22 protein-coding genes and 1 pseudogene are annotated in these 25,989 nt (G+C 68.1%); 16 read left to right on the top strand and 7 right to left on the bottom strand.

Annotation, left to right across the window (positions count from 1 at the left end; translation table 11 throughout):
• From ABD104_RS21495 to ABD104_RS21485, 3 genes and pseudogenes are all read left to right on the top strand, one after another.
• A pseudogene (locus ABD104_RS21495) lies at positions 1 to 114 on the top strand (IS481 family transposase); the annotation flags it as partial.
• Between the two features lie 213 nt (positions 115 to 327).
• The gene (locus ABD104_RS21490) at positions 328 to 1,242 is read left to right on the top strand and encodes an amidohydrolase family protein (RefSeq protein WP_279817788.1); all 915 of its coding nucleotides are present in this window, start codon (positions 328 to 330) and stop codon (positions 1,240 to 1,242) included.
• Positions 1,243 to 1,280: 38 nt separating this feature from the next.
• Positions 1,281 to 2,258, top strand: a complete 978-nt coding sequence (locus ABD104_RS21485) for a Bug family tripartite tricarboxylate transporter substrate binding protein (protein WP_343928175.1) — start codon at positions 1,281 to 1,283, stop codon at positions 2,256 to 2,258.
• A 75-nt stretch (positions 2,259 to 2,333) separates the two neighbouring features.
• Here the strand turns inward: ABD104_RS21485 and ABD104_RS21480 are convergent, their stop codons facing one another.
• The 4 genes from ABD104_RS21480 to ABD104_RS21465 are packed head-to-tail and all read right to left on the bottom strand — an operon-like array spanning position 2,334 to position 5,799.
• Entirely contained in the window at positions 2,334 to 2,888 is a 555-nt protein-coding gene (locus ABD104_RS21480) for a 3-isopropylmalate dehydratase small subunit (RefSeq protein ID WP_343928174.1), read from the bottom strand.
• A complete protein-coding gene (locus ABD104_RS21475) occupies positions 2,885 to 4,159 on the bottom strand; it encodes an aconitase family protein (RefSeq protein WP_343928173.1) in 1,275 nt (424 codons plus the stop codon). The genes ABD104_RS21480 and ABD104_RS21475 overlap by 4 nt, the downstream gene beginning before the upstream one ends.
• 12 nt (positions 4,160 to 4,171) lie before the next feature.
• Positions 4,172 to 4,804 (bottom strand): RraA family protein, encoded by a 633-nt coding sequence (locus tag ABD104_RS21470; protein WP_343928172.1) that lies wholly within the window; start codon positions 4,802 to 4,804, stop codon positions 4,172 to 4,174.
• A 2-nt stretch (positions 4,805 to 4,806) separates the two neighbouring features.
• On the bottom strand, positions 4,807 to 5,799 hold the full coding sequence (locus ABD104_RS21465) for a Bug family tripartite tricarboxylate transporter substrate binding protein (RefSeq protein ID WP_343928171.1): 993 nt from the start codon (positions 5,797 to 5,799) through the stop codon (positions 4,807 to 4,809).
• A gap of 185 nt (positions 5,800 to 5,984) precedes the next feature.
• Between ABD104_RS21465 and ABD104_RS21460 the strand changes: the two genes are divergently transcribed.
• Entirely contained in the window at positions 5,985 to 6,905 is a 921-nt protein-coding gene (locus tag ABD104_RS21460) for a LysR family transcriptional regulator (protein ID WP_124688083.1), read from the top strand.
• Here the strand turns inward: ABD104_RS21460 and ABD104_RS21455 are convergent.
• Entirely contained in the window at positions 6,902 to 7,900 is a 999-nt protein-coding gene (locus tag ABD104_RS21455) for a Bug family tripartite tricarboxylate transporter substrate binding protein (protein WP_343928170.1), read from the bottom strand. The genes ABD104_RS21460 and ABD104_RS21455 overlap by 4 nt on opposite strands.
• Before the next feature lie 255 nt (positions 7,901 to 8,155).
• Between ABD104_RS21455 and ABD104_RS21450 the strand changes: the two genes are divergently transcribed.
• The 4 genes from ABD104_RS21450 to gcvP all read left to right on the top strand — a co-directional run bounded on the left by ABD104_RS21450 (position 8,156) and on the right by gcvP (position 13,580).
• Positions 8,156 to 9,007 (top strand): SAM-dependent methyltransferase, encoded by an 852-nt coding sequence (locus ABD104_RS21450; protein WP_343928169.1) that lies wholly within the window; start codon positions 8,156 to 8,158, stop codon positions 9,005 to 9,007.
• A gap of 44 nt (positions 9,008 to 9,051) precedes the next feature.
• Complete coding sequence (gene gcvT, locus ABD104_RS21445; protein ID WP_343928168.1) at positions 9,052 to 10,158, top strand: glycine cleavage system aminomethyltransferase GcvT; 1,107 nt, start codon at positions 9,052 to 9,054, stop codon at positions 10,156 to 10,158.
• A gap of 72 nt (positions 10,159 to 10,230) precedes the next feature.
• Positions 10,231 to 10,611, top strand: a complete 381-nt coding sequence (gcvH, locus tag ABD104_RS21440) for a glycine cleavage system protein GcvH (protein WP_343928167.1) — start codon at positions 10,231 to 10,233, stop codon at positions 10,609 to 10,611.
• A gap of 104 nt (positions 10,612 to 10,715) precedes the next feature.
• Complete coding sequence (gcvP, locus tag ABD104_RS21435; RefSeq protein WP_343928166.1) at positions 10,716 to 13,580, top strand: aminomethyl-transferring glycine dehydrogenase; 2,865 nt, start codon at positions 10,716 to 10,718, stop codon at positions 13,578 to 13,580.
• Positions 13,581 to 13,592: 12 nt separating this feature from the next.
• Here gcvP and ABD104_RS21430 read toward each other — a convergent pair whose 3' ends face one another.
• Positions 13,593 to 15,080, bottom strand: a complete 1,488-nt coding sequence (locus ABD104_RS21430) for a DHA2 family efflux MFS transporter permease subunit (protein WP_343928177.1) — start codon at positions 15,078 to 15,080, stop codon at positions 13,593 to 13,595.
• Between the two features lie 148 nt (positions 15,081 to 15,228).
• Between ABD104_RS21430 and ABD104_RS21425 the strand changes: the two genes are divergently transcribed.
• The 8 genes from ABD104_RS21425 to ABD104_RS21390 all read left to right on the top strand — a co-directional run bounded on the left by ABD104_RS21425 (position 15,229) and on the right by ABD104_RS21390 (position 25,337).
• Positions 15,229 to 15,672, top strand: a complete 444-nt coding sequence (locus tag ABD104_RS21425) for a MarR family winged helix-turn-helix transcriptional regulator (protein WP_124688089.1) — start codon at positions 15,229 to 15,231, stop codon at positions 15,670 to 15,672.
• Between the two features lie 75 nt (positions 15,673 to 15,747).
• Positions 15,748 to 16,233 (top strand): hypothetical protein, encoded by a 486-nt coding sequence (locus tag ABD104_RS21420; RefSeq protein WP_343928165.1) that lies wholly within the window; start codon positions 15,748 to 15,750, stop codon positions 16,231 to 16,233.
• 93 nt (positions 16,234 to 16,326) lie between these two features.
• Positions 16,327 to 17,568 (top strand): TolC family protein, encoded by a 1,242-nt coding sequence (locus tag ABD104_RS21415; RefSeq protein WP_124688091.1) that lies wholly within the window; start codon positions 16,327 to 16,329, stop codon positions 17,566 to 17,568.
• Positions 17,565 to 18,758: an efflux RND transporter periplasmic adaptor subunit gene (locus ABD104_RS21410; protein WP_343928164.1), complete on the top strand. Its 1,194-nt coding sequence runs from the start codon at positions 17,565 to 17,567 to the stop codon at positions 18,756 to 18,758. The genes ABD104_RS21415 and ABD104_RS21410 overlap by 4 nt, the downstream gene beginning before the upstream one ends.
• Positions 18,759 to 18,763: 5 nt before the next feature.
• On the top strand, positions 18,764 to 21,865 hold the full coding sequence (locus tag ABD104_RS21405) for an efflux RND transporter permease subunit (protein WP_343928163.1): 3,102 nt from the start codon (positions 18,764 to 18,766) through the stop codon (positions 21,863 to 21,865).
• A gap of 21 nt (positions 21,866 to 21,886) precedes the next feature.
• Entirely contained in the window at positions 21,887 to 22,219 is a 333-nt protein-coding gene (locus ABD104_RS21400) for a P-II family nitrogen regulator (protein ID WP_087837202.1), read from the top strand.
• 272 nt (positions 22,220 to 22,491) lie between these two features.
• On the top strand, positions 22,492 to 24,981 hold the full coding sequence (locus ABD104_RS21395) for a penicillin acylase family protein (RefSeq protein WP_132978938.1): 2,490 nt from the start codon (positions 22,492 to 22,494) through the stop codon (positions 24,979 to 24,981).
• An 11-nt stretch (positions 24,982 to 24,992) separates the two neighbouring features.
• Positions 24,993 to 25,337, top strand: coding sequence for a hypothetical protein (locus tag ABD104_RS21390; RefSeq protein ID WP_132978937.1), 345 nt, complete (start codon positions 24,993 to 24,995; stop codon positions 25,335 to 25,337).
• Position 25,338: 1 nt separating this feature from the next.
• Here the strand turns inward: ABD104_RS21390 and ABD104_RS21385 are convergent, their stop codons facing one another.
• The gene (locus tag ABD104_RS21385; RefSeq protein WP_087837199.1) at positions 25,339 to 25,830 is read right to left on the bottom strand and encodes a dihydrofolate reductase; all 492 of its coding nucleotides are present in this window, start codon (positions 25,828 to 25,830) and stop codon (positions 25,339 to 25,341) included.
• Positions 25,831 to 25,989 lie beyond the last annotated feature (159 nt).

Genomic DNA, 25,989 nt, shown 5'->3' with positions numbered 1-25,989 from the left:
CTGCAGAGCAAGACGCCTATGCAGGCTATGAGTGGGTGGTATGATTCACACCCTCATTTGTTCCATCGGCGGCCTTATGATCGTCCGGGACTCGACACCTATGGCTTTCCCTAATCCGATTTGATCCAGCGCCTTGCAGCGATCGAGCACGATCAAGCATACGTGCTGGGGCGGGGTCAGGCCGATACGGGCAGTCTCCTGTTCGGCGATGTGCATCAATACCTGGCTGGCACGACGAAACAGGAAGCCGGGCCGTTCGTACATGTCGTCCAGTGGCGATATGCCACTAGCGATCTTGACACTTGGTTTGCTCATTGATCAAATTGTATGTTCGCATACAAACAAATGCTGGCCATGAACGAATCCATTCCCGCATGCCTGGGGCCGCGGCCGAATCCCGGACGTTCGATCCGAAGTTTACCGAAAGGATCCTGGGATACGCATTTCCACGTCCTGGGGCCGCAGAGCCGCTTTCCATATCCTGGCAAGCGCAAATACACACCGCCAGACGCGCCGCTCGAACATGCTCTGCAGATGCACGCGGCTTTGGGCATCGATCACGGTTTCGTCGTTCATGCCAATACCCATGGTTTCGACAACGAAGTGGACATGGACGCGGTAGAGAAGGCCGCCGGACGCTATCTGGCCGTGGTGCGTCTCGGGGGTGACTGTACGCCGGAACTGTGCCGCGAATTGCACCAGCGAGGCGCGAGAGGGGTGCGTTTCGCGTTCAATCCACAGCACGGCGGTCAACTCGACCTCGATGTTTTCTCCCACGTGCAGCGCTGCCTGGACGGCCTGGGCTGGTTCGTCGAACTGCATTTCGCTGGTAGCGCTTTACCGGAACTTGCTCCGTGGATCGCTTCGATAGGCGTACCTGTGGTGATCGATCATTTTGGCCGCGTTGATCCCGCCGACGGCCTCGACGGTTCTTCGTTTCGGGCGCTGGCCATGTTGGCGACTCGTCCTGGGATATGGATCAAGATGACCGGCGCGGATCGGATATCGCGCTCGGGAGCTCCGTATGCTGACGTGGTCCCTATTGCGCGTCGGTTGATCGATCTGGCGGCCGACCGGATGTTATGGGGGACGGATTGGCCGCATACAGGCTATTTCGACGCGGATCGAGTGCCCGATCTGAGCGTCTTGTTGGACGCTTTCCACGAGTTCGTTCCCGACCCGTCCATTCGCGAGTCCATCCTCGTGCGCAACCCGCTGCGGCTGCTCGATGGGGGTTGTTGAGCCAGCACTTTCTTGTCCAAGACCGTATGGAGACACAGATGAAAACAGCTGCGCATATCGTTCTGCCAATGTTGATCGTCATGGGAGGCTGGGCCGCCGGGGCACATGCGGCCAGCGATTATCCGTCGCGTCCCATCCGGATCATCGTGCCTTTCCCGGCAGGGCAGGGTGCCGACATCCTGGCGCGTTTGCTGGGAGAACAACTGGGACGGGAACTGGGACAATCCGTCGTAGTGGAAAACAAGGCCGGCGCGGGCGGTGTGATTGGCACCGCGGCCGCCGCTCGAGCCGCGCCCGACGGCTATACGCTGTACATGGGGTCCAGCGGACCGCTCGCCATCAGTCCGAGCGTCTATAAGGCGGTAGGATACGATGCGGTCAAGGACTTTGCGCCGATTACCAATGTCGCATCGGTTACCCAGGTCATGGTGACGGCTCCCGAGTCGAAGCTGGATTCGATCGCGGCGTTGATTGCGCAGGCGAAACAGCGGGCGGGGGCATTGCAATATGGGTCCGGCGGTAATGGGACCACCAGCCATTTGACCATGGAGTTGTTCATGCAGCGCGCCGGCCTGGCGCTCAATCACGTACCCTACAAAGGCAGCCCGCAAGCCATGGTGGACGTAATCGCAGGCCGGGTCGACGTCATGTTCGATGCGATCCCCGGCGTGCTGGCAAACGTCAAATCGGGAAAACTCAAGGCGCTGGCTGTTTCTTCGTCGCAGCGCAGTCCGTTCCTGCCTGACGTGCCGACGGTGGCCGAGTCGGGGATTCGGGATTTTTCCACGGTTGGCTGGATCGGCCTGTTGGCGCCGGCGGGAACCGATACGCCCATCATCGAGCGGTTGCACACAGCCGTTACGAAAATCCTGCACACCGATGCCACTCGCGATCGCATGGCGACTCTGGCGTTCACGCCGATCGGTGATACACCCAGCCAGTTCGCCCAGTTCATTCGTACAGAGGTCGGTCTTTGGGCCAAAGTCGCCGCGACGGCGGGAGTCAAGATGGAATGAGCCGATCGAGCTGGATTGCGGCGCGATAGGTTCGGCGCACCCACGTTCCGCTGCATGGAGGCCAAGGCGGTCTGATCATGCGCGTGGCGCCTGGGCGGGCAGGCGCATGTCCGGATGGGTCTCCAGCCAGGCGGCCAGCGTGCCGCGGGTGCCACCGCGCTGGACGACGTCCGCCAGCAGCGGCGACAAGGGGGGGGTGTCGATGCGCCGCCCCGTATCCAGGTTGGTGATCGTCCCCCGGCTGAAATCGACGTCCAGCCGGTGGCCGGTGTGCAGGGCCGGATCGATGCCGGGCAGGCCGGCCAGCACCGGAACGCCTTTGGAGATCGCGCCGCGCAGCGTCTTGTAGGGCATCGACACGCACAGCACCGACAGGCCCAGCGCCGCCATCGCGATGAAGCCCTGGAAGTGAGGCTTGCCGCAGCCGAAGTTGGTGCCGGCCACGATGATGTCTCCCGGTTCCACCCGGTCGGGGAAGGCCGGGTCCGCCATCCGGAGCAATTCGGGCCGCAACAACTGCGGATCGTCGATCCGGCGTATCGCCATCTCGAAGGGGATGAAACCGTCGTCCAGGGGAATGTCGTCGCCGAATACGTGGCAGCGCCCGACGCGTCGTATCGTGCCGGTCATGGGGTTCGCTCCCGTTGTTGCGTCAGCGCGCGCGGATCGGCAATGCAGCCGGCCAGGGCCGATGCCGCCACCGTCAGCGGGCTGCCCAGGTAGGCCTGGGCCGTCTTCGCGCCGAAGCGGCCGGCATGGTTGGTCGCCGCCGTGGAAATGGACGTTTCGCCGTCGGCCAGGGGGCCCATCACGCCGCCCGCGCAGGGGCCGCATCCGGGGGGGAGCAGCATCGCCCCGGCTTCCTGGAACACTTCCGCGAGCCCGTCGCGGGCCATGCGCAGCGAGGTCTCGACCGTGCCCGGGACGATGAACATGCGCACGTGGCCCGCGATCCGGCGGCCGCGCAGCAGGGCCGCGGCCGCGGCGAAATCCTCGTACATGCCGGATCCGCACGACCCGATGTAGGCATGATCCACGTGCCGCCCGGCCACCTCGTCCACGTCCACGCCCCGATGCGGGCCGCCGGGCAGGGCGACCTGCGGGGCGAGGCCGGCAAGGTCGATCTGGACGTCGGCCTCGACCGGCGCGTCGGCGTCGCCGGCGTGAACGGAGCCGTCGCCGGCCGGAGTGAACCAGACGTTGGCGACGCCGATCTCGGTCAGCGAGTTGCAAAGGGCGATGCGTTCCGACAGCGGCAGCCCGGCCGTGTAGCCGCCGGCGAACTCGATCATCCGGTTGTCGTGCGCGGGCAGCCGGCCGTCGGCGAACAGGCGGGTGACATGGAAGCCGACGTCGCGCGCGGTCAGCGCCGGCCCCGTGGCACCTTGCAGGCGCACGCGCACGGTCGCAGGCACCTGTTCCCAGACCGCGCCGGTCGCCAGCACCGAGACGATCTCCGGGCCGGGTGCGCAGGCCACCGCGCCGACCGCGCCGAAGTTCGTGGCATGCATGTCGTAGCAGGACAGGAACATGCCCGCCCGGACCAGGCCCGCCTCGATGGGGAAGAGGTGTCCGTGGCCGCCGCGGCCGGCGTCGAAGAAGCGGCCCACGTTCCATTCCCGGGCGATCTGGCGGATGCGGCGGGCGCGCAGGGCCGAGGCCGGGCTGGCGTAGGCCACTTCATGGTCGGTCACGAACAGCACGCGTTCGGGGTGGGCGATGCGGCGGTATCCGAGGCTCGACAGCTCGTTGTAGGCGGACTCCACGTATCCGTCGTGGATGATGACCAGTTCGGGAATTGGCGAAACGATGTCGCCGGGGCGGACGCAGGGCTTGCCGCTGGCGCGCGCGAGGATTTTCTCGGCGCCCGTCTGCGGGATCCTGGATGCGGTGCGATTCATGGCGGGACCGTGTCAGGCGGGCTTGCGGGCCATGACATCGGCATAGCGGCCACCTTTATCGACGATGCCGGCGGCCTCGCGTTCGAAGTCCAGGCGTGCCCGCAGCCTTGTCAGGAAGGGGGCCGCGCCGGCACGCGGAATGACGACGATGCCATCGTCGTCGGCGCAGAGCATGTCGCCGGCTTCGACCAGCCGGCCGCCCACCGACACCGGCACGCCTGTCTCGCCCCGGCGTCCGCCCGACCAGCCGGTGGCGACCGCGCCGCGGGCGAACACGGGAAAGCGTGCGCGGCGTATCTCGGCCAGGTCGCGGACCCGGCCGTTGCTGACCACGCCCGAGACGCCGCGCCGCTGGGCGACGGCCGTTCCCGTGCCGCCCCAGGTGCAGGCATCCGGAGCGGGGCCGACGTCGATCACGATGACCGAGCCCGGCGGCGCTTCATCGGCCGCGCGCACGATCTCGTCGCCGTAGCCGGCGGGGGCACGCACGGTGTACGCCGGCCCGGTGCACAGCAGGCCGGCCACGAGGGCTGACAGCGTGGGCGACATGTGCCCCCCGCGCTCCATGGCTTCGTAGGCCGCCGCCGCGGAGGCCTGTCGCAGCAGGGCGCACAGCGCGGCGACATCGTCGGTGTCTGGGGGCATGGTCATTCCTGCGGAATCCGGGCGGCGGTCACGATGTCCTTCCAGCGCTGCGCGTCCTTGCGCAGGAACTGCGAGAACTCTTGCGGCGTATTGGCCGCGGCGGTGGCGATGTTGGCCTTGGCCAGCCGCTCGCGCATGCCGGGCGAGGTCAGGACCGCCACGATCTCGCGGTTCAGGCGCTGCGTGATGGCGGCTGGCGTTTCGCGGGGGGCCAGCAGGCCGACCCAGCCTTCGATCTCGAAGTCCTTGAGTTCCGGGACGGCGGACTGCGCGGCCGCCGGCACGCCCGGCATCTGCGCGATGGGCGCCAGGCTGGCCACGGCCAGCGGCTTGAGCCGTCCGGAATCCACGTGGGGCTTGCCCGACAGCACGGCGTCGAACATGAACTGCACCTGGCCGCCGATGAGGTCGGTCAGCGCCTGGGGACTGCCCTTGTAAGGCACGCCCAGCACGTCGGTCTTCAGCCGGGACAGGAAGGCGGCGATGGCCAGATGCTGGATCGTCCCGGTGCCCGCGGTGGCGTAGGTATAGCGTTCGGGGTGGCTGCGGAGCTGCGCCACGAAATTCTCCAGGCTGGCATACGGCGCATCGGCGCGGACCAGCAGCACCATGGGCGCCACGGCGACCCGCACGATGGGCGCGAAGTCGCCCAGGATGTCGAACGGGATGGATTTGTAGATGGCGGGGCTGATGGTGGCCGAGGTGGAGGTCATCAGCAGCGTGTAGCCGTCGGGGTCGGCCTTGGCCACGTAGGCCGCGCCCACCTGGCCGGAGGCGCCGACCTTGTTCTCGACCACCACCGGCTGCCCGAGCCGGGCGGCCAGTTGTTCTCCCAGGAAGCGCGCGGCGACGTCGGACGAATTCCCGGGCGGGAAGGGAGCGATGATGCGGATGGGCTTGGCGGGATAGCCGTCCTGGCCGGCGGCCGGCGCGGCCGCGAGCAAGGCCGCGGCCAGCGCGGACAGCAGGAGTCCCAGGGGTCGTGAACGGTTCATGGCTTGTCTCCAGAGGGCCCGGGCCCGGATGGCCCGGCCGCATCGTGCCAGCCGGTCGCGGGCATCGTGCGGTTTCCATGCCGTGCAGTGTAGGAATCGCCCGGTGGAACGACAATCGCGATTATTGTTAGGATTGAGAAGATTTTCCGTACAATCTTTTCGTCCGCGAAACCAGGCGAGCTTCCATGGCCAGACCCGGCGATCCGATTTCCTCGGTCAACCTGAAACTGCTGCACACCTTCATGCTGGTGGGCGAGAGCCGGAGCTTTCGTACCGCCGCCGGGCGCGCCCACCGGTCCGGTTCGGCGGTCAGCGGCCAGATCCGCCGCCTGGAAGAACAATTGGGGGTGCCGCTGTTCCATCGCACCACGCGCCAGGTCACGCTGACGCGCGAGGGCGAGCAACTGCTCCAGTGCGTTCGCCGCGCCTTGCAGGAAGTGGAAGGCGGACTGCAGGCGATCCAGGAAGCCGCCGACGTCCAGCGCGGGCGCATCGCGCTGGCCTGCGCGCCCACCATCGCCGGCGCCTACCTGGGCGACGTGCTGGCGGCTTTCCAGGGCCGGTATCCCGGCATCCAGGTCTTCGTGCGCGAGATCACCGCGGCGGCGCTGTTCGAAAGCGTCAGGCAGCGGGAAGTGGATTTCGGCATCAGCGTGATGACCGGTTCGCCCGAGTTCCGCTTCGAGCCCCTGCTGACCGACGAACTGGTCGCGCTGGTGCCGCGCGCGCTGCTGGACGGCGACCGCAAGACCATCTCGCTCAAGGCGCTGGCGGCCATGCCGCTGCTGGTGCTCGAACAGGGCACCGCGCTGCGCGCCATCGTCGAGGAAGCGATGGCCGCGCAGGGGCTGCAGCTAGCCACGCGCTTCCAGTTCATGCATTCTCAGACGCTGATCTCGATGGCGACGGCTGGCCTGGGCGCGGCCATCCTGCCGGCCACCGCGCTGCCGCGCACGCTCGGCGCGGGCGTCCAGAAACTGCGCATCGTCCGTCCCACCCTGGTCCGCAGCATGGCGATCGTGACGCTGCCCGGCCACGCGTTGTCGCCGGCGGCGCTGAAACTCGTGGACATGCTGCGCAGCATCCTGGCCCAGGCCCGGGCCTAGTCCAAGGAAATGTTCAAGCGCTTGATGATCTGCCCATACCGGCGCGAATCGGCATCGAGCTGGGCCTGGAACTGCTCGGGCGTCATCGCCAGCGGTTCGTAGGCCAGCTGCATGTAGCGCTCCCGCAGTTCCGGGTCCTGCAGCGCCGTGGCGATGTCGCGTCGGATCCTGGCCGCGATGGCATCGGGAACGCCTCGAGGCGCCAGGATGCCCACCCAGGCGCTGAGTTCGAAACCCTGCGGTCCGCCGGCCTCGCCCATGGTGGGGACCGATTCGAACCCCCGCACCCGCGCCGGCGCCGCGGCCGCCAGCAACCTGAGCTTGCCTCCCTTGTAGAGCGCGTTCATGCTGCCTATGGTGCCGAACGCCCACGGTACCTGGCTGCTCGCCACGGCCGTGTAGAGCTGGGACATTTCCTTGTACGCGATGTGCGTCATGGACGTGCCCGCCGCCTGGTCGAGCATGGCGCCTCCCAGGTGCCCGGGGCTGCCCACGAACCATGACCCGTAGTTGATGTTCCCCGGAGCAGCCTTGGCGTCGGCGATCAGCTCGCCCACGCTGCGGTAGCGGCTGTCTGTGGGCACGGCCAGGAAGAAGTAGTTCCGGAACAAGGTCGTGACGGGCGTGAAGTCACGTTTCAGGTCGTAGGGGAGCTTGCTGAACAGATAGGGCTGCGCGGCCATCTGCGCACTGTCCAGTTGCAGCAGGGTATAGCCGTCGGCCGGCGCGCGCCTGGCCGCTTCGATGGCGATGAAGCCCGCGGCGCCCGGCTTGTTCTCGACCAGCACGGGCTTGCCCCAGGCCTTGGACAGGCGTTCGGTGACCATGCGCAGGTTCACGTCGACGCCGCTGCCGACCGGGAAAGGCGTGACGATGCGCACGGGCCGGTCGGGATACTGCGCCGCCGCCTGCGGCACGCCGCAGACCGCCATCAGGGCAACCTGGCACAGGACGGCCAGCGGCCGCCAGCCAAGGGGAAAAGGGAATGCGGTCATGACTGTCTCCTGGCATCTTTCATGTGGGAATCGTGCCGCGTCCTGGCACGCAAGGCGCAGGCGGTCGCCAACGCAACGACGCCCTGTCGCCGGCGACTATGTCACCCGCTTCGAAAACGGGTCAAACACCCGTCTCGTTCATTGAGAATCCCCTGGCGGCCGGGCCTGCCTTTCGCGCCGACATCGAGTCAGGCACAATCGAATCCGACACACCCACGTCCCGCTTAACTCGTTCACCAGAAAAGGGGAAACCCCATGATGCTCGCGTTGTTGGGTAGTTCGTCGCAGTCGAAAGCGTTGCGCCAGTGCGCGCGAGGGATGGCCGTCCTGGCCGTCTGCGCGCTGCCGGCCCTGGCCGCCGTCCAGGCGGCGGAAAAGCCGGATTCGTCGTATGTGCCCGACGTCGGCCAGGAAGGCAAGGACGTGGTGTGGGTGCCGACGCCCCAGACCCTGGTCGACAAGATGATAGACATGGCCAAGGCCGCGCCGGGCGATACCCTGATCGACCTGGGCTCGGGCGACGGACGGCTGGTGATCACCGCGGCCCGGCGCGGCATCAAGGCCCACGGCATCGAATACAACCCCGAGATGGTGGAGCTGGCGCGCCGCAATGCCCAGGCGGCGGGCGTGTCCGGCCGCGCCACGTTCGCCAAGGCGGACCTGTTCGAAACCGATCTTTCCGGCGCCACCGTCATCACGCTGTTCCTGCTGCCCACCATCAACGAGAAGCTGCGGCCGCACCTGCTGAACCTCAAGCCCGGCACCCGCGTCGTGTCCAACACCTTCCCCATGGGCGACTGGCGGCCCGACGAGCAGGCCACGGTTACCGAGCAATGCCAGACCTGGTGCTCGGCGCTGCTGTGGATCGTGCCGGCCAAGGTCGAAGGCGCCTGGAAGCTCGACGGCCGCGAACTGAAGCTGGCCCAGCAGTTCCAGCGGCTGAGCGGCACCCTGGATGCCAGGCCCATCGACGACGCCACCCTGCGCGGCGACGACATCTCGTTCTCGGTGAATGGGGTGCGCTATCGCGGCAAGGTGAACGGCAACACCATGCAAGGCACGCGCGCAGGGGGTTCGCCGGCTTCGTGGACCGCCGTGCGCGGCTGAGGTCCGTTCCTCCGCTGTCCGTTCATCTGCTTCCTGGAATCCGTATGACCGCGCCTCTTCCCCTGAAACAGACCCCGCTCTTCGCCGAGCATCTGGCCCTGTCCGGCAAGATGATCGACTTCGGCGGCTGGTCCATGCCCGTCTCGTACGGATCGCAAATCGACGAGCACCACGCCGTCCGGCGCGGCGCGGGCATGTTCGACGTCTCGCACATGCTCAACGTGGACGTGGTGGGCAGCCAGGCGCGGCCCTATCTGCGGCATCTGCTGGCCAACGACGTCGATCGCCTGGCCGAACCGGGCCGGGCGCTGTATTCCTGCATGCTCAATCCGCAGGCGGGGGTGGTCGACGACCTGATCGTCTACCTGCTGACGCCGGAGCACTACCGGCTGGTGGTCAACGCCGCCTCGGCCGACAAGGACCTGGTATGGATGGCGCGCGTCGCCCAGGCCGGCGGGTACGACGTGACGATCGAGCCGCGCCGCGAACTGGCGATGATCGCGGTCCAGGGGCCACAGGCCCGGGACCGGCTGGCGCAGGCGAGGCCGGCGCTAGGCCGCCTGGCGCGGGGTCTGGCGCCGTTCACGGCCGAAGGCACCGAGGGCGTGCTGGTCGCGCGCACGGGCTACACCGGCGAGGACGGCGTGGAAGTGGTGCTGCCCGGCGCCGAGGCGCCCGCCCTGTGGCGAGACCTGCTGGCGGCGGGCGTCGCGCCCTGCGGCCTGGGGGCGCGCGACACCCTCCGGGTCGAGGCCGGCCTGAACCTGTACGGGCAGGACATGGACGAACTGACCCAGCCGGCCGAGGCCGGCCTGGCCTGGACGGTGTCCGACCACGATCCGCAGCGCGACTTCGTCGGGCGCGCGGCGCTGGCCTACGGCCTGAAGTGGCAATTGCTGGGGCTCAAGCTGCTGGACCGGGGCGTGATGCGCGCCCAGATGGCGGTTCACACGGCCGAAGGCGCCGGCATGGTCACCAGCGGCACCATGTCGCCCACCGTGGGTACGTCGATCGGCTTCGCCCGCCTGCCGGACAGCGTGTCGCCCGGCGACGCCGCCGAAGTGGAGATTCGCGGCCGCCGCGTGCCGGCGGTGGTCTGCCGGCTGGTTTTCGTGCGGCGCGGCAAGGTGCTCGACAGCGGCGAGCCCTGATCCGCGTCCGCCGCCGCCAAGGTTCACTACAATTCCCTCAGACTCCACCGACCCGTTACCAGGATCCGCTCCATGAATCTTCCTTCCGAACTCAAGTACGCCAAGACCCACGAATGGATCCGCACCGACGGCGATCTGCTGGTGGTGGGCATTACCGATCATGCGCAGGACCAGCTGGGCGACCTGGTCTACGTCGGCGACTTCAAGGTGGGCGCCAGGCTCCAGGCCGGCCAGACCGCGGGCGTGGTGGAGTCGGTCAAGGCGGCCTCCGACATCTATGCTCCCGTGGCGGGTGAAATCGTGGCCTTCAATGAAGACCTCTCGGCCAGCCCCGAGCAACTGAACCAGGAACCCTATACCGCCTGGATCTTCAAGCTCCGGCCCGACAACATGGCCGATACCGCCGGCCTGCTCGACGCGGCGGGCTACCAGGCCTCGGTCGACGCCGGGTAACGCTACCGCCGCGGCCCGCCAGGGCCGCTGTCGACACCCGCCCGGCGAAGCGGGTGCGCGCGCTTTCGCCATTCCATCGCAGGCCCACGACAGGACAGGTTCCCATGCTCAAGGCGCTTGAAGACGATGCGGTATTCACGGCCCGCCATATCGGGCCTTCCGATTCCGACCAGGCGGCGATGCTGGCCGTGGTCGGGGCCGACAGCCTGGATGATCTCGTGCGCCGCGTGGTGCCGGCCGCCATCCTGGAAACCGCTCCCCTGGACCTGCCGGGCCCGAAGACCGAGGCCGGCGTGCTGGCGGAACTCGAGGCCCTGGCCGGGCGCAACACGCTTTTCCGCAGCTATATCGGCCAGGGCTACTACGGCACGCACACGCCGCCGGTCATCCAGCGCAACATCCTGGAGAATCCGGCCTGGTACACCGCCTATACGCCCTATCAGCCCGAGATCTCCCAGGGCCGGCTGCAGGCGCTGCTGGTGTTCCAGACCATGGTGTGCGAGCTGACCGGCCTGGACATCGCCAATGCGTCGCTGCTGGACGAGGGCACCGCGGCGGCCGAGGCCATGACCCTGGCGCGGCGCGGCTCCGCCAGCGACAGCCGGGTGTTCTTCGTGTCCTCGGGCTGCCATCCGCAGACCATCGAGGTGCTGCGCACCCGGGCCTCGGCACTGGACATCGAGGTCGTGGTCGGCGACGAGGCGGCGGGCGTGCCCGCATGCTTCGGCATCCTGTTGCAATACCCGTGCAGCACCGGCGAAGTGCGGCGCTACGCGCGGGTGGCGGCCGAAGTGAAGGCGGCGGGCGGCGTGGTCGCGTGCGCGACCGACCTGCTGGCGCTGGCGCTGCTCCAGCCGCCGGGCGCATGGGGCGCCGACATCGCCGTCGGCTCGTCGCAGCGCTTCGGCATTCCGCCCGGATACGGCGGCCCGCACGCGGCCTTCATGGCATGCCGCGACGAGCTCAAGCGCAACCTGCCCGGACGGCTGGTGGGCGTGTCGCGCGATGCGTCGGGCCGGCCGGCGCTGCGGCTGGCGCTGCAAACGCGCGAGCAGCACATCCGCCGCGAAAAGGCCACTTCCAACATCTGCACCTCGCAGGTGCTGCTGGCCGTCATGGCTGCGATGTACGCGGTCTGGCACGGCCCCGACGGACTCGCGCGGATGGCGGCCCGCGTGCACCGCCAGACGGTGGCGCTGCGCGACGCGCTGGCCCGCCTCGGAATCGAGGCGCGGCACGAATCCTTCTTCGACACGCTGCACCTGCGCACGGGCGGCCACACCGCCGCCATCGTGCGCGCGGCCGAGGCGGCCGGCATCAACCTGCGCAAGCTCGACGCCGCGCACCTGGGGGTATCGCTGGACGAGACCGTGACCGACGCCGACCTGGGGGCCCTGCTGGCAGTGTTCGCCCAAGGCTGCGGCAGGAAGGGGAACGAGGACCCGGCCGGCGCGGCCGGTCCCGGGGCGATCCCGCCGGACCTGGCGCGCGATACTCCCGTGCTGTCGCATGCCGTGTTCCGCTCCATCCGTTCGGAAACCGAGATGCTGCGCTGGCTGCGGCGGCTGTCGGACATGGACCTCGCGCTGGATCGCACCATGATCCCGCTCGGTTCATGCACGATGAAACTGAACGCCACCGCCGAGATGATGCCGGTCACCTGGCCCCGCTTCGCCGCGCTGCACCCGTACGCGCCGGCGTGGCAGGCCGAGGGCTATCGCGAACTGGTCGCGGGGCTGTCGCGCGCGCTGTGCGAGATCACGGGCTACGACGCCATCAGCTTCCAGCCCAACTCCGGGGCGCAGGGCGAGTACGCCGGCCTGATGGCGGTGCGCGCCTACCATGCGGCGCGCGGCGAATCGGCGCGTGATATCTGTCTGATCCCGGCCTCGGCCCACGGCACCAATCCCGCCTCCGCCCAACTGGCCGGCATGCGGGTCGTGGTGGTCGCCTGCGACCGGCAGGGCAACGTCGACGTCGAGGACCTGCGCCGCAAGGCGGCCGAGGCGGGGCGGGGCCTGGCGGCCTTGATGGTGACCTATCCGTCGACCCATGGCGTGTTCGAGGACGCCATCGGAGAGATCTGCCGCATCGTCCACGACCACGGCGGACAGGTCTATCTGGATGGCGCCAACATGAACGCGCTGGTCGGCCTGGTCAAGCCCGGCCGCATCGGCGCCGATGTGTCTCACCTGAACCTGCACAAGACTTTCTGCATTCCGCATGGCGGCGGCGGGCCGGGCGTGGGGCCGGTGGCGGTGCGGGCGCATCTGGCGCCCTATCTGCCCGGCGTGGTGGGCGAGGACGGCCGGCTGCCGGACGGCACGCCGTGCGGCCCCGTGGCCGCCGCGCCGCTGGGCTCGGCGGGCATCCTGCCCATTCCCGCGGCCTACGTGGCGCTGATGGGCGCCGAGGGGCTGCGCAAGGCAACCCAGGTCGCCATCCTGAACGCCAATTACGTGGCCCGCCGGCTGGCCGATCACTATCCGGTGCTGTACACCGGCCGTGGCAGCCACGTGGCGCACGAATGCATACTCGACCTGCGGCCCATCAAGCAGCGCTGCGGCATCGATGCCGAGGACGTGGCCAAGCGCCTGATCGACTACGGTTTCCATGCGCCCACGATGAGCTTTCCGGTGGCGGGCACGCTGATGGTGGAGCCGACCGAATCCGAGAGCCGCGCCGAACTGGACCGCTTCATCGAGGCGATGATCGCCATTCGCGCCGAGATCGCCGAGATCGAGGCGGGGAAGCAGGACCGCGGCGACAACCTGCTCAAGAACGCGCCGCACACCGCCGAGACGCTGCTGGCGCCGGACTGGCCGCATTCCTATGCGCGCGAGCGCGCGGCCTATCCGCTGGCGTCGCTGCGCGAGCACAAGTACTGGCCGCCGGTGGGGCGGGTGGACAACCTGTACGGCGACCGCAACCTGGCCTGCGCGTGCCCGCCCATGAGCGACTACGTCTAGGCCTGGCCCGCGTCAATCCATGGCCACGTGCGGCGCGTCCTCGCCCGCCGCCCGCCGGCGCGACCGCACGATGGCCAGCAGCGGCACCACGCACAGGGTGGCGACGAACATCAGCTTGAACGCGTCGACGTAGGCGATCATCGAGGCCTGCTGCGTCACCATCCGGTTCAGCGACTCCAGCGTCGAGGGCGAGCCCAGGTCGTAGTTCTGCATCAGCGCGGCGTTGGCCGGCTTCATGTGCTCGACCAGCGAAGCGTGCACGACCTGCGTGTTGCGCGTGACCTGCGCCTGGATCACCGAGATGCCTATGCTGCTGCCGATGTTGCGCATCAGGCTGAAGATGGCCGTGCCATCGGCCCGCAGCTCGGGGGCCAGCGTGGCGAAGGTGACCGCGCTCAGCGGAACGAACACGAATCCCAGGCCCACGCCCTGGATGACGCCCGGCCAGACGATGTCGCTTTGGGACAGGACCAGCGTATAGCCCATCATCTGGTAGAGCGCGACCGCCGACACCAGGAAACCGGCCAGCAGCATCATGCGCACGTCCATGCGCCCGACCAGCCGCCCCGCGATCAGCATGGCCACCATGGTGCCCACGCCGCTGGGGGCGGTGACCAGGCCGGTGGTGGCCACCGGATAGCCCATCAGCGCCTCCAGCATGGGGGGCAGCAGGGCGCGCGTCGCGTACATCACCGCGCCGATCACGAAGATGAAACAGGTGCCGGTGACGAAGTTGCTGTCCTTCAGCAATTCATAGCGGAAGAAGGATCCCTTGCCCGCCGTGGCCGTGTGCAGCGCGAAGAAGACGAAGCTGACCAGCGCGACGGCGGCCTCGATGCGTATCTCCAGCGAGCCGAACCAGTCCAGCTGCTGGCCGCGGTCCAGCATGGCCTGGAGGGCGCCGATGGCCAGCGACAGGGTGATGAATCCGAAGAAGTCCAGCGCCTGCCGCGCCGAGGGCTTGGAGCGGGGCAGGTAGGTCAGCACGCCGAACAGCGCGAAGGCGCCGATGGGCAGGTTGATCAGGAACACCCACCGCCAGTTGTAGCTGTCCGTCAGCCAGCCGCCCAGGGTGGGGCCCAGTATCGGCCCAACCATCACGCCCACGCCCCAGATCGCCATGGCCTGCGGCTGCTTGTCGCGCGGATTGATGTCCAGCAGGATGGACTGGGACAGCGGCACCAGCGCCGCGCCGAACAGGCCTTGCAGCAGCCGGGCGCCGACGATCTGGGCCAGGGTCTCGGACAGGCCGCACAGCAGCGAGGCCACGGTGAAGCCGCTGACCGCGATCGCCAGCAGGCGCTTGACGCCCAGGCGGGCGGCCAGCCAGCCGGTCAGCGGCGTGGCGATGGCGGCGGCCACGATGTAGGAGGTCAGAACCCAGCTGATCTCGTCCTGGGAGGCGGACAGCGTACCCTGCATGTGAGGCAGCGCGACGTTGGCGATGGTGCTGTCTAGCGTCTGCATCAGCGTGGCCAGCATGATGGACAGCGTGATCATGCGCCGGTTGAGCGGCGCGGCGGAGGTTTGCACGGCAGGTGCCCGGCGGGTCTGGAATAATATGCAGGTATATCATATGCTTGCTTACATATTCCCGAACGCGCGGCGATGGGCGACAATATCGCGCGTTCCTCTTCCGGTCCTCCCCATGGCGACTCCCTACGACAAGCGCTTCGGTTTCCTGGTGTCCGACATCGGCCGGCTGATGAGCACCGAATTCGACCGCCGGGCGCGCGGGCGCCTCGAACTCAGCCGCGCGCAGTGCCGCCTGGCGCTGTACCTGTCCTTCCTGGGGCCGATGACGCAGGCGCAACTGGCCGAGACGCTGGACGTCACGCCCATGACCGTTGCCCGCATGCTGGACCGGATGCAGGAGGGCGGCTGGGTCACGCGCATGCCGGTGCCCGGCGACAGGCGGGCGCTCCGCGTCGAGGCCACGGCCAGGGCCGAGTCCATGCTGGCGGAGGCGCTGAACGTGGGCGACGAGCTGGCCGATTTCGCACTGCGCGGCCTGACCGAGGCCGAGCAAAGCCAGTTGATAGGTTTGTTGCAACGCGTTCGCAACAACATGGCCGCCCCGGAAGGGGGCTGATCTTCCTGGGGGCCGCGCCGCCGCGTAGTCAGGGCGAAATGAGAGTGAATTGCAAAAACCGTCGCAGCGCTTAAAATGCTGCACATGCGACATTGGTACGTGTTTCTCGTATTGCTGTTCCTGCCCCTGCAATGGGTGTGGGCGGAGTCCGCCGCGTGCCAGATCAAGGCGCACGTGGTGGCCAGCTACCAGCACGCCCGTGTCGCGGCCCACCTGCCCGTGACGGCCGGCCATGAACTGGGCGAGGCGCCCTTGGCCGGCACCGCCGTTCAGATCGACATGCCGCGCTGGGAGTTCGAGCTGGACGAGGAATTCGACATCGTCGAGCAGATTTCCGAGCCCGACTGGGGCGACGTCGCGGTGGACGACCTGGTTTGCCGGCCGCCGGCCAACGACAATTCCTACGGGGGCGCTCCGCTCGATCCCCACGAGTTCGACCTTCCCCTGTGCGTCGCGATCGCCGCGCCCGCCCTTGGCGATTCGCTGTTCATCGCTTCGCAGCATCCTCCCGCGCCGGCCCCGGTGTTCCGGGCCTACCGGCCGCCGTTACCGACGGTCTGATCCGCGTCACCCCCGTCTGCGGCGGCAGCTAGCCGCCGCACACGCCTTGCCGGCGGCCTCGGGCCGCCGCGCGTGTCCGTTCCTACGATCATCATGAAGCCCATCACACTCGTTTTGTCAGTGTGGCTGGCGGGCATGTGTACCCATGCGGCTGCGGCGCAGCCCTACACGCTCGACCAGCTATTGTCCCTTGCCCTGCGGGGCAACAAGGGCGTCGAGGCCGCTTCGGCCGGCGTCGACGTCGCACGGGCCGGCCTGACCACCGCCCGGGCCTATCCCAACCCCGAGGTGGAGTTCACCACCGGCCGCGTCTCCGCACGCCAGCCCGGCGCCGCCACCGGGGTGGGGCAGACGCTGTCCATCACCCAGCGCATCGATCTGCCCAATCAGCGGCGGCTGCGCTACGAGGTCGCCACGGGAACGCTGCGGGCCACCACCGCGAGCCACGAGTCGTTCGTCGTGGACCTCGTGGCCAAGGTCAAGCGCGGGTTCTACGAGACGCTTCGGCGCGAGGCCGAATTCTCGGCGGCCCAGGAAGACCTCGCCCTGACCCAGCAGTTGTACAACCGTGCCCAGATCCGGGTCGACGTGGGCGATGCGCCCAAGTACGAGGCCATACGGGTCGGAGCCGAGCTGCTCAATGCCCAGAAGAACAACCAGAGCGCGTTGCTGCGCGTGAACCAGGCCAAGTCGTTCCTGCGCCAGCAGGTGGGCGAGATCCTGCCGGCCGGCTTCGCGCTGCAGGGAAGGCTGGGGCGGACGTGGTCGCTGGAGCCGCTTGCCAAGCTGCGCGAGACGATGCTGGCGGGCAATGCCGAGCTGACCGAGTACCGGGCCGCCTTGCAGCGGGCCCGGGCATCGGTGGACTACGAGCGTTCGCTGCGCCTGCCGTCGGTGGCGCTCAAGGCCACGTCCAGCCGCGATCCCGACGTGCGCGACACGCAGTTCGGCGTGGTGGTCAGCGTGCCGCTCTGGGATCGCCGGGAAGGTCCGGTCAACGAGGCCGCCGCCGGTGTCATCCGTGCGCGCAGCCAGCTCGAGGCGCGGGAGTTCGAACTGACCCAGCAACTGGACTCCGCCTACCAGCAATTCCAGATCGCCGCCTCGCAGGTCGAGGCGCTCGAGTCGGGCATCGTGCGCCAGGCCGAGGCCGCGCTGAACGTGGCCGAGGCCGCGTATCGCTACGGCGAGCGCGGGATCATCGACTATCTCGATGCGCAGCGCGTGCTGCGCACCGCGCGCAACGACCTCATCGCCGCCCAATTCGATCTGCAGATGGCCGCCGTGGAAATCGAGCGGCTGCTGGCCAATTCCTTCGCAGGTGAACCCTCATGATTCCGCGTTCTTTCCGCAAGACTTCCCCCGGCGCGCGCCGGGTCCACCCCGCCGCCGGACGGTGGAGCCTCCTGGCCGCGTTCTGCCTCGTCCTGGCCGCCTGCGGCGACAAGCCCGCGGCCGAGGCCGAGCCGGCCGAAATGCTCGACCCCAGCATCGTGGTGGCGAGCGAGGCCATGCAGGCCCGCATCAAGGTTGCCCCGATCGCCACCGAACCGTTCAGCGACGTGCTGCGCGTGGCGGGCCGCATCGATTTCGATCGCCAGCGCATGGCCCGGATCGGCGCTCCCGTGACGGGGCGCGTTACCGACATCAACACCACGCTGGGCGCGGCGGTCAAGCCGGGCGACGTGCTGGCGCGCCTGCACAGCACCGAACTGGGCAGCGCGCAACTGGCCTACCTGAAGGCCAAGGCCCAGTCTGAACTGCAGCAGAACGCCCGCGAACGGGCGCGGCTGCTGTTCGCCGCCGACGTGATCGGCAAGGCCGAACTGCAGCGGCGCGAGAACGAGTACGCGGTGGCCGCGGCCGAGCTGCGCGCCGCGTACGACCAGTTGAGCGTGCTGGGCATGTCGCCGTCGGTGATCTCGCGCATGGGGCAATCGGGCGAGATCAGTTCGTTCTCGCCGGTGGTATCCACGCTGCGCGGGTCCGTGGTCGAGTTCAAGGTATCGCCGGGACAGGTGGTCCAGCCCGCCGATGCGCTGTTCACGGTGGCCGACCTGTCGCGCGTGTGGGCCGTGGCCGAGGTCCCCGAGCAGCAGGCCGACCTGGTGGCGGCGGGCCAGACCGTCGACATCGAGGTGCCGGCGCTGGGCAACCGCAAGATCTCGGGCGAGCTGATCTTCGTCGGCCAGGTGGTCGATCCGGTCACGCGCACCGTGCCGGTCAGGACCTCCATCGACAACGCCGACGGCCGGCTCAAGCCGGCGATGCTGGCGACCATGCTGATCGCCAGCCGGCCGACCGAACAGCTCGTGATTCCCGCATCGGCCGTGGTGCGTTTCGAGAACGAGGACCTGGTCTACGTCGAGATCGAACCGGGCCGCTTTCGCGCGACGCACGTGCAGATGGGCGCCTCGTACAACGGCAAGCGCTCGGTGGCCTCGGGCCTGAAGGCCGGTGACCGCGTCGTCGTCGAAGGGGCTTTCCACCTCAACAACCAGCGCACTGGCGTCGATCCGGAGTAACCATCATGCTCGAGAAAATCGTCCGCGCTGCCCTGCAGCAGCGGCTGATCATCGTCGTGCTGGCGGTGGTGGCCCTCGTGGCCGGCCTGGACGCCATGCGCAAGCTGTCGGTGGATGCCTTCCCGGACGTCACCAACGTCCAGGTGCAGATCGCGACCGACGCCACCGGCCGTTCGCCGGAGGAGGTCGAACGCTTCGTGACCGTGCCCATCGAGATCGCGATGACCGGCCTGCCCGGGTTGGAGGAAATGCGTTCGCTGAACAAGCCGGGGCTGTCGCTGATCACCCTGGTCTTCACCGACGCGACCGACGTCTATTTCGCGCGCCAGTTGGCGATGGAGCGGCTGATCGAGATCGGTTCGCGCATGCCTACCGGCGTGACACCCGTGCTCGGGCCCGTCTCCACGGGCCTGGGCGAGGTCTACCAGTACACCCTGGACCGGCCCGACGACGGCGACCGGGAACTGACGCAGAAGGAACTGACGGAGCGGCGCATCGTCCAGGACTGGGTGGTGCGTCCGCTGCTGCGGTCGATCCCGCAGGTGGCGGAAATCAACTCGCAGGGCGGCTACGTCAAGCAGTACCAGGTGCGGGTCAACCCCGACCGCATGAGCCACTACGGCATCACGCTGCATCAGGTCTACGAGGGGCTGGCGCGCAACAACGCCAATTCGGGCGGGGGCATCCTGCCGCACTACGCCGAACAGTATCTGATACGCGGCGTGGGCCTGATCGAGAACCTGCAGGACATCGCCAACATCGTGCTGGCCGAATCCAACGGCACACCGGTCTACGTGCGGGACGTGGCCGAGGTCGGCATGGGGCACGAGGTCCGCTACGGCGCCGTGGTCAAGAACGGCGTGACCGAGTCCGTGGGCGGCATCGTCATGATGATGCGGGGCGGGAACGCCAAGGAAGTGGTGGCGCGCATCAAGCAGCGGGTGGCCGAGATCAACAGTCAGGGCATGTTGCCCGACGGGCTGCAGATCGTGCCCTACTACGACCGCAGCGAACTGGTCGACGCGGCCCTGTGGACCGTGGCCAAGGTACTGCTGGAGGGCGTCCTGCTGGTCGTCGTCATCCTGTTCCTGTTCCTGGGCGACGTGCGGTCTTCGCTGATCGTCGTCGCGACCCTGGTGCTGACGCCGCTGCTGACCTTCTTCGCGATGAACCGGCTGGGCATCTCGGCCAACCTGATGTCGCTGGGAGGGCTGGCGGTCGCCATCGGCCTGATGGTGGACGGTTCCGTGGTCGTGGTCGAGAACGCCTTCGCCCACCTGGGCCATGCCAAGGAAAGCGGCGAGAGCAAGGTCCGCATCATCCTCAAGGCGGTGGCCGAGGTGGCGACACCGGTGGTGTTCGGCATCGGCATCATCATCCTGGTGTTCCTGCCGCTGATGACGCTGCAGGGCATGGAAGGCAAGATGTTCGCGCCGCTGGCCTACACCATCGCCATCGCGCTGGCGATCTCGCTGGTGCTGTCGCTGACCCTGTCGCCGGTGCTGTCCTCCTATCTGCTCAAGGGCGGGGCCGAGCACGACACGCGCATGATCGCCTTCATGAAACGGCGCTACCTGCGCATGCTGGACTGGGTGCTGCGCAACACGAAGAAGACGGTCGTGATGGCCGTGCTTGCCTTCGGCGCGTCGGTGGCCGTGCTGCCTTTCCTGGGCACCTCCTTCATCCCGGAGATGAAGGAGGGATCGATCGTGCCGGGCATCAACCGCGTGCCCAACATCTCGCTCGAGGAATCGATCGAACTGGAGCGCCAGGCCATGAAGATCGTCATGGGCGTGCCCGGCGTGAAATCGGCGATCTCCGGGGTGGGCCGTGGCGAGAGTCCCGCCGACCCGCAGGCGCAGAACGAGTCCACGCCCATCGTCAGCCTCAAGCCGCAGGACGAGTGGCCGGAGGGCTGGACCCAGGACACCATCGCCGAGGAGATCCGCAAGCGCCTGGAGGTGATTCCCAGCGCGCAGATCATCATGGCGCAGCCCATTTCCGACCGGGTCGACGAAATGGTCACCGGCGTGCGCTCGGACGTGGCGGTCAAGGTGTTCGGCGAGGACCTGGACCGGCTGCTGCAAAAGGCCCAGGAGATCGCGCGGGTGGCCGAGACGGTGCCGGGTGCGCGCGACGTGCGGGTGGACCGGGTCAGCGGCCAGCAGTACCTGTCCATCAACATCGATCGCCAGGCCATTGCCCGCTACGGCCTGAACGTGTCGGACGTGCACGACGTGATCGAGGTGGCCATCGCCGGCAAGACGGCCACCGAGATCTACGAGGGCGAGCGCAGGTTCTCGGCGGCCGTGCGCCTGCCCGAGGAGTTCCGCGGCAGCGTGCAGGCCATCCGCCAGATCCTGCTTACCACGCCGCATGGTGTGCGCGTGCCGCTGGAGAGCCTGGCCGCCATCGAGGTACGCGACGGGCCGGCGCAGATCAGCCGCGAGGGCGGCAAGCGGCGCGTGGTGGTTGCCATCAACGTGCAGGACCGCGACCTGGGCGGATTCGTGGCGGAGTTGCAGCAGACGGTGCAGGGCAAGGTGCAACTGCCCACGGGCTACTACCTGGAATGGGGCGGGCAGTTCCAGAACATGGAACGAGCGCTGGGCCACCTGTCCATCATCGTGCCCGCCACCGTGGCCGCCATCTTCTTCCTGCTGTTCCTGCTGTTCAACTCGGTGCGCTACGCGACGCTGATCATCACCGTGCTGCCGTTCGCCTCCATCGGCGGCATCATTGCCCTGTTCGTGACGGGCGAGTATCTGTCCGTGCCGGCGTCGGTGGGCTTCATCGCGCTGTGGGGCATCGCCGTGCTGAACGGGGTGGTGATGGTGTCCTACATACGCAAGCTGCGGATGGAGGGCATGCCGCTGGCCGAGGCGGTGGTGGAAGGGGCGACCATGCGGTTCCGGCCGGTCATGATGACGGCGACCGTGGCCATGCTGGGCCTCGTCCCTTTCCTGTTCGCCACGGGACCGGGCTCGGAAGTGCAGCGGCCGCTGGCGGTGGTCGTGATCGGTGGATTGATCACCTGCACGCTGCTCACGCTGCTGGTGCTGCCCACGCTGTACCGCTGGTTCGACGAGGAATCGCCCGAGGCATAGGCGAACGCAAGGAGAAATCGAATGAAGGAAATCAAGGCGATCATACGGCCGGTGCGCCTGGACGACGTACGCGAGGCGCTGATGCGCACGCCGGGTTTTCCGGGCATGACCGTCAGTCACGTGGAAGGGTGCAGCGCGCCGGGGCGGCACCAGCCGCAGAACCTCAAGGAAGAGCTGCTGGATTTCTCGCCCAAGGTGCGCATCGAGATGGTGGCGGCGGACGACCACGCCGATGTCCTGTACCAGGCCCTGAAGCAGGCGGCCACGACCGGGCACGTCGGCGACGGGCTGGTCTGGATGAGCGAGGTGGCGCGTTGCGACTATCTGTGGCAGCCGGGACAGCGGGGCGGCTGATCCGGGCGGGACCGCCGAGTGCGGTTGTCCGGACAATTTTTTCGTTGTTTTTCTGAGATATGGCAATGCCGGCCCCCATGGGGGCCGGTTTTCGCATGCACGAGACCCTTGCTCGATGGCATGGATATTGCACGGTCCGCCTGTCGTCCCGCCCATGGGGCGGTTCATCTGCAAGGGGAGAGAAAGAAAAAGCGCATGGCGTAAGGCGGCCCGCCGCATCGGTGCGGTGGACGCAATGACTGAAGTGTCGCAAAGAAAAAACGGAGACAGACATGGACAGGTACGGACGAATCCGATGGTCGTCGTTGGCGGCGGCCGCCTTGTTGCTGGCCGCCTGTGGCGGAGGCGGCGATGGTGACGGCGGAGGCTCGAATCCCCCGCCGGGTCCGGGCACCCAGGTGCCGGGCGTCAAGGAGCAAGTGGAGATCGTACGGGACCGTCATGGCGTGTCCCACATCTTTGCCCAGAATCAGCGCGACCTGTTCTTCGCCCAGGGCTACAACGCCGCGCGCGACCGCCTCTGGCAACTGGACCAGTGGAGGCGGCGCGGCGAAGGCAAGATGGCCGAGCAGTTCGGTGCCCGCTTCGTGCCGGCCGATCGCGCGGCACGCAAGTTCCTGTTCCGCGGCGATGCCGAGGCGGAGTTCGCCAGCTACCACCCGCAGGGCAAGGAAATCCTGACCGCGTTCTCCGACGGTATCAACGCCTACATCGACGAGGTCAAGGCCGATCCCGCCAAGCTGCCCATCGAGTTCCGCCTGACCGGCACCGAACCCGGCCGCTGGTCGCCCACGTCGTCGCTGATCCGCATCTACGGCATCACGCGCAACGTCAGCACCGAGATCTCCATGGCGCGCCGCATCGCGGCCGTCGGCCTGGCGACCACCCAGGAGCTGACCGACCAGCAGCCGGTCAAGACCCTGCAAGTGCCGGCCGGACTGGACGTCGGTACCCTGACTACCGCCATCCTGGCCGAGTATCAGCTGGCGCGCAACGGCATGGCGTTCGAGGCGGGGGATTTCCCGCGCAGCCCGCTGGCGCCGGCCGATCGCGAGCGCCTGGCCTCGGCCCTGTCGGCCAGCGGCGGCACCGCCAAGCGCGAGCCCGAGGAACTGCTGGCCCTCCAGCACGAAAGCAACAACTGGACGGTGTCCGGCGATCGCACGGCATCCGGCAAGCCTATCCTGGCCGGAGACCCGCACCGCGCGATCAGCATGCCTTCGCTGCGCTACATGGTGCACCTGCACGCGCCAGGCTGGAACGTGATCGGGGCCGGCGAACCCGCGCTGCCCGGCGTGTCGATGGGGCACAACGAACGCATCGCGTTCGGCCTGACCATCTTCGCCTACGGCGACGAGGAAGACCTGTACGTCTACGAGACCAATCCGGCCAACCCCGACCAGTACCGCTACAAGGGGGCATGGGAAACCATGAGGAAGGTGGAGGAAAAAGTGCCCGTGCGCGGCCAGGCCGAGCAGAGCGTGACACTGAAATTCACGCGCCACGGCCCGGTGGTGTACGAGGACGCCGCCGCCAACAAGGCCTACGCCGTGCGCGCCGCCTACCTGGAGTTCCCGGGCACCGCGGCCTACCTGGCCAGCCTGCGGCTGAACCAGGCCAGCAACTGGACCGAGTTCAGCGAAGGCATGGCGCGCCATTTCACGCCCGGCGAGAACATGGTCTATGCCGACGTGGACGGCAACATCGGCTGGTTCGGCGGTTCGCTGGTGCCGATACGGCCCAACCCGGATTGGTCGGGGCTGCTGCCGGTGCCGGGCGACGGGCGCTACGAATGGGCGGGCTACCTGTCCGGCTCGCTGCTGCCGCGCATCCTGAACCCCCGCGAGGGCTTCTTCGCCACGGCCAACCAGTACAACGTGCCCGACGACTACGCCTACCGCGACCTGACCAACACCATGGGCTGGGCCGAACCCTATCGCTACGACCGTATCGTCGAGGTGCTCAAGACCTCCACGCGGCACACCGTGCGGGACTCGGCCAAGCTGCAGATCGACGAATTGTCGATACCCGCGCGCACGCTGGTTCCCATGCTGGCGGGCCTGAACTCCGGCGATGCGGACGTGGCCGAGGCCTTGCAGCGCCTGCGTGCCTGGGACTACGTGGCCAGCGTCGACTCCGTGGCCGCCACCATCTTCGAGGCCTGGCTGCCCAAGGTGTCCGCGCAGGTGACCAGTCTCGTCGTGCCGCCTGCGGGGCGTTCGGTGTTCGGTACGCTGTCCAAGCCCGTGGTGTTCGCCCGGCTCGCGTCGCCGGACGCGGTGTTCGGGCCCGATCCCGTGGCGGGGCGCAACGCGCTGCTGCTGGACACGCTGAAGTCGGCCATGGGCGACCTGAAGACACGGCTGGGCGGGGACGTCTCGACGTGGAAGTGGGGGTCGTTGCACCACATCAAGTTCGACCACGAACTGGCCGCGTTCCTCGATGCCGGCACGGCCGGAGACCTGGCCACGCAGCGCTTCCCCGTCGGCGGGACCGGCGATACCGTCCACCGCGCTTCCTACCGGACGTCGGATTTCCGCGTGACCAGCGGCGCGTCCTACCGGCAGATCATCGACGTGGCCGATTGGGACAAGTCGCTCGCGATCAACGTGCCGGGGCAGTCCGCCGATCCGGCAAGCCCGTACTACGACAACCTGCTGGAGGCCTGGGCCAAGGGCGACTATTTCCCGATGGTCTATAGCCGCGGTGCGATCGATGCCGTGAAGGCCGACTCGTGGACCCTGCGTCCCGTGGCGCGCTGAGGGAGGCGGCGATGCGCAAACCGATCGTGATCGCATCGGTGCTGGTGGTGCTGGCGGCCCTCGCCGCCGGCGCCGTCGCCGGCAGCCGCGTCACGCTGCTGGTGCTGGACGTGCCGGACCGGCAGGCCACGCTGCTGGTCAAGCGCAGCGCGACGCTGGGCATGGGTTGGCTGGAGTCCGAGACCACCCTGTGCCGCCGGCAGCAGCCCGGTTCGCCCCTGCATTCGGTGATGCTGTCGCCGGATTTCTGCCCGCTGGCCCTGGCGGCGGGCCAGGAAACGCGTGGGGAGCGCGTCCTGCTGACCCTGCCGTTCATGGCCTGGCTGCACGGCCTGGCCGGGCGCACGCTGGCCTAGCCTAAGCCCGTATCCGGTCGTAGGTGACGAAGTCGTAGCCCAGCCCGTCCTCGGGCGGCTGGGCCTCGCGCGAGGATTCGCGCCATTGGCCGGCGGGCAGCAAGGGAAACCAGGCGTCGCCCGGCACGTCCGCGTGCACTTCCGTCGCGATGATGGTGTCCGCCCGATCCAGCGTCGCGGCATAGATCTGCGCGCCGCCGATCACGAACACCCGGGCGGCGTCCCCGGCCACGGCCAGGGCATCCTCCAGCGTGTGCACCACCGTCGCGCCCTCGGCCGCATAGGCCGGATCGCGGGTGATGACGATGTTCCGGCGGCCCGGCAGCGGCCGGCCCAGCGATTCCCAGGTCTTGCGTCCCATGACGATGGGATGGCCGAGCGTGGTGCGCTTGAAATGCGCCAGGTCGCCGCGCAGGCGCCAGGGCAGGGCGTTGTCGCGTCCGATGACGCGGTTGCGGGCGTAGGCGACGACAAGGATGAGCTGGGCGGGCATGGCGGGGAAAAGTCTGGCGTATCCAGACCGCAATCTAGCACGAACCTCCCGGGCCTCCGGTGGCTCGCCCGTTGAGACGGGAGGCTGCCAGCCCGCGGGATTTCTGATACAACGCAAGGCTGTGAGCCCGGTTCGCGCCGCGGCCGGACCGCAACGACA

It is taken from the genome of Pigmentiphaga daeguensis (assembly GCF_039523035.1).
GTDB classification, from domain to species: Bacteria; Pseudomonadota; Gammaproteobacteria; order Burkholderiales; family Burkholderiaceae_B; genus Pigmentiphaga; species Pigmentiphaga daeguensis.
This window is presented reverse-complemented; position numbering and strand designations above follow the sequence as displayed.